The sequence below is a fragment of the Frankia sp. CcCS3 genome (assembly GCF_977927575.1).
The window spans coordinates 1-4,169 of record NZ_CDWRCL010000290.1; the positions used below are offsets into that span (position 1 = coordinate 1).

At 73.4% G+C, this 4,169-nt stretch carries 3 protein-coding genes; all 3 read right to left on the bottom strand.

Features of this window, described 5'->3' with window-relative positions; all coding sequences use genetic code 11:
* A partial coding sequence (locus AC08OQ_RS18045; RefSeq protein ID WP_476612232.1) for an Hsp70 family protein occupies nucleotides 1-1,159 on the bottom strand: 1,159 nt, incomplete at its 3' end.
* Nucleotides 1,156-3,336, bottom strand: coding sequence for a dynamin family protein (locus tag AC08OQ_RS18050; protein WP_476602270.1), 2,181 nt, complete (start codon nucleotides 3,334-3,336; stop codon nucleotides 1,156-1,158). The genes AC08OQ_RS18045 and AC08OQ_RS18050, both read right to left, overlap by 4 nt.
* A complete protein-coding gene (locus AC08OQ_RS18055) occupies nucleotides 3,333-3,992 on the bottom strand; it encodes a hypothetical protein (RefSeq protein WP_476602271.1) in 660 nt (219 codons plus the stop codon). The genes AC08OQ_RS18050 and AC08OQ_RS18055 overlap by 4 nt, the downstream gene beginning before the upstream one ends.
* Between the last annotated feature and the right edge of the window lie 177 nt (nucleotides 3,993-4,169).

Genomic DNA, 4,169 nt, shown 5'->3' on the forward strand with positions numbered 1-4,169 from the left:
GTGCGGACGAAGGTAGCGGGTCGGGGTGCTTGCTCTCCCGGGCGAGGCGGCGGGCAGCGGCGACCGCGCCGAGGGCGACCGCCATGTCCGGGTCGTCCACCTGGACGACCGGGCGCCCGGTGTGTCGCTGGATGTGCTCGGTGACGGTCGGCAGCCGGCAGCTTCCGCCGGCGGGCACCACGGCCATGATCTGGTCCCAGCTCAGCTCGGCGGTGGCGCGGATCAGGTCGCACTCGGCCAGGGTCCGGTCGATCAGCGGGCCTACAGCCTCGGCCAGCTGACCGCGGGTGAGGGTGAACGGCTCCGGCGGGTCGAGGACGGTGAGAAACTGGTAGGCCTCTGGCTGGGTGGCGAGCGTGCACTTCAGCCGTTCGCAGTCCTCCCGCAGCAGGATGCGGCGGCGCAGCACGTCCTCGTCGTCGGGGTCCCCGTCCAGCACCTTCACGCTCTGCGGCAGGCGTTCCCGGACGAGCCTCAGGATCGCCCGGTCGAAGGCGCCGCCGCCCACGTCCGGCAGCCCGCCGACGCGGCCGAGCGTGGTGTACTCGCCGCCGTCACCCCGCGCACCGCTTTGGACGATCGCCGCGTCGAACGTCCCGCCGCCCAGGTCGTAGACCAGCACCGGCAGCCCGGTCTCGGAGAGGCGGGTGCTGCTCAGGGCGTGCAGCGCTGCCGCGGACGGCTCCGTGACGAGCTTGGTGCGGGCCGGGTCGAATCCAGCGACCTTGGCGGTGCGGCGCATCAGGTCGCGTCTGGCCCGCTGCCAGCTCGCCGGGACGGTGATGACCACCTGCTCCGGCTCGCCCTCGCCGGCGATGCGTTCCTCAGCGCAGGTGCGTAGGAATCGCAGGACCTCGGCGGCGAGATCGTGCGGCTGCAGGACACGGGCGCCCAGCATGCTGGGGATGTCCGTGCCAAACTCGCGTTTGAACTCGGCGCGGTAGTACTGCGGGTACTGCTGCCGCTGGTGCTCCGCGGCCGCTCCCACCGCCAGGCTGCCGTCCGGCCGGCCGCAGACCGAGGTACGGAACGAGGTCTGGCCGTAGGACGAGGACGGGTCACGGATGGTGAGCACGGAGCCGTCTGGCCGGCCGATGACGACGGCGGAGTTCCAGGTGCCGAAGTCGATGCCCAGCACCAGGCCGGGAGTGACCGTCATCGGACGGCCAGCGCGTCGACGCGGTCGAGCAGGTGCTGGCCGACGGCCAGCCGGTCAATCAGCACGGCGCGGCGCTCGTCGCGGGCCTGCCCGGTGGCGGCGTGACTCTCCCGCAACCTGCGCCGGGTCGCGCCAAGCGCGTCCAGCTCGGCACCCAGCAGGTCGGCGAACTGCTGCTCCACCCGAAGCCGGGCATGGGCGGCACCTACGTCGAAGGTCTCCAGGGCGCTCCTGGTGGCCGTCACGACCTGGTCGTGCAGGCTGCGCCGCAGCTCCTGGACGGCGCGGGTGGAGGCGGCGCGGCGCTGGTCGAGCTGCGTCCTGACATCCTGGAAGGCGTCCTGGAAGGCGGTGCCCAGCTCGATCACCGTGTTCAGGGACTGGAACGGGCCGCCGGAGGATGACGACTCCGCCCCGAAGGAGCTGACCGGCCCGCCGAAAGCCGTGGCCATGCCGCGGCCCATCACGAACCTGACCAGCAGGGAGGCGATCTGGGCCGGCGGCGTGTTCCGGGTGACCGCACCAGCGACTATCTTCATACGCTCACGCAGTGTCACCCGCCGTTCGCGGGCCGCCCGGACGATCTCGTCGGTGTCGGGCACCGGGATGTCGGCTGCGTCCACCAGACTCCCGGCCTCGATGCCAAGGGTGTCCGCGTTGGTCGGTGGGAGATGCCTGGAGCCGTCGACGGAACCGCCGGCCGGGCTGGCCGTGCCGGTGTGGGCGGCCAGCGTCTCGTAGGCGTCCCGGGCGATGACAGCGACAGCGCGCCGAGCCTGGTCGGCCGCGGTGGCGAGGGTGCGGGTGCACTCGACGGCGGCCGCCCGGAGCCGTTCGATCTCCGCGGCCGGGTTGGGGCCGGCGCCGGCCGCAGTGGCACCCGGTTCGGCGCCATCCGCCGCGGCGAAACCGGTCGGAGCGATGCCGGCCAGGGCGAGGGCCTGCGCCGCCGCCGCGAAGTCGGCCGCCAAGGCATCCCGGACCGGGGGGATCCGCTCGGCCCAGATCGCCTCCAGCACGCTGTGCCAGGACGCCTCCGCGGCGGTCAGGTGCCGCAGGCGTTCCTCAGCCTGGTCGAGGTCGGCGGTGGCCCGCTGCCAGGGCGCATCGTCGTCCATGATCTGCAGCTCGTCGCGAAGCGTGGCCTGGGCCGCGGCGAGCGCGCCCAGCAGGCCGTCGAGGGCGCGGTCGAGCCGCGCGGCCTCGGTACGCGCGCCGACGCCCTCCCACAGAGCCTCTTCCAGCTCGGAGAACCCGGATCTGGTGTCCGGCCCCGGGTCCGGCATCCCGGACCCCAGCTCCTCCAGGTACTCCAGCCGGCGGTAGGTCGACACAGGAAACACGGGGCTCTCCGACCCGTGCTCCCCGACTAGGCCTGCGATCTTGGTGCGGGTGTCCCGGACAACGATCTGCGGGTCCCGGACCTTGTCGGTTTTCGTCACCACGGTGAGGACGGTGTCGCAGGCCTCCAGCGCCTCCCGCAGAAACCGCAGCTCGCCAGTGGTGAGCGGCTCCACCGCGTCCACCACGAAGACGAGCACGTCGGCCCGGCCGAGGTGGCTGCGGGTGATCGCACTGTGGGCCGGGTCCAGGCTGCCGATGCCAGGCGTATCGACGATCACGATGCCGGAGCGGAGCCGCTCCACAGGTGCCTCGATCCGCACACCCGCCACCCGCCGCCGGTTGCCGGGGTTGCCCTGCTCGACGACATGTTCCGGGAGCTGGTCCACCCCGATCTCGACCTCGGTCTCGGCGCCTTGCCCACCCGTGCCGCCGCCACCAGCAGCGGGTTCCCGGCGGCGCACCCAGGCACGGTCGGCGGGCCCCCAGGCAAGCGCGGAGACCACACACGTCGCCACGTCGACGTCGGACGGGAACAGGTCCGGCCGGCCGACCAGGGCGCCGACCAGGCTGGACTTGCCGCGTTTGAACTCGCCGCAGACGACCACGTGCCGCCGGTCGGACGCCAGCCGCTCGTGGTCCTCCCGCAGCCGCCGCCGCACGCCCGCCCCGACGAGATCGGCGGTGGCCACCTCGACCTCGTCGGACAGCTCCAGTACCGCGCGCCGGACCGTGTCGAGTCCGGAGCTCCTCGCGGCCTCGGTTCCTTCCCTGCTCTCCGGGGACTTCTCGACAGCCCTGGGAATCCCAGACATCGGCAGGCTGGTTTCGGTCATGCCGGTGCTCCCGTGTCGGTCACTGCGGTCGTCGCGGCGGCCTCGGCCTCGGGATGGCCGAACACGGTCACCTGCTGCGGCCGCAGCAGGTCGTCACGCCAGCGGTAGCCGGGGCGGATGGTCGCCGCGATGTGCCCGGTGAGGTCACGCCCGGCGGTGTCCGGGGCCGGGCGCCGGTTCAGCACCTCGTGCCGCCGCGGGTCGGCCGGGCCCTCGTCCCGGACAGGATGCACCTCGCAGACCGGCAGCAGATCGGCGAGGGACTGGCGCACCCACGCCAGCGCGGCCGGGTCCAGCGGCGCGGAGCCGACCTGCCCGACCAGCACGTCCAGCCGGTCCAGCACGTCGATGACCCGCAGGGCCACCGGATGCGGCTCCTGCGCGCCAGGCTCTGCGAACCCGTCCCCGTCCCCGGGACGGGAGACGACCCCGACGGGAGCCGCGGCGCCGGGAGTCGCGGCGCCGCTCCGGGCCGAAGCGGTCTGATCGAGGTGCCGGTTGCCGGCCCTGACGAGCGCATCGATCTGGCGGGCCAGGGCGTCGAGTTGGCGCGTGAGCGCGACCAGCCGGTCGACCACCCAGGACGGAACGCCGTCGGTGTCGTGGCCACTCTCCGGCCCGCGCCGCCGTGCCAGCCCGCGCAGCAGGCCGGTCATCGCGAGCCCCCCGCCGGTGCTGTCCTGATGGACCCCTTCATCGTTTCCCCGTCTCCTCGTTTTCCGCCATCTCCGAGTCGTCCGCCGTCTCGCCGTCGGCGTGTTCGTCGTAGGCGAGCAGAGCCCGCGCACGGGCGATCAGGTCGGCCGCGTCGGCCGCGCGTTGCCGCAGCCGCC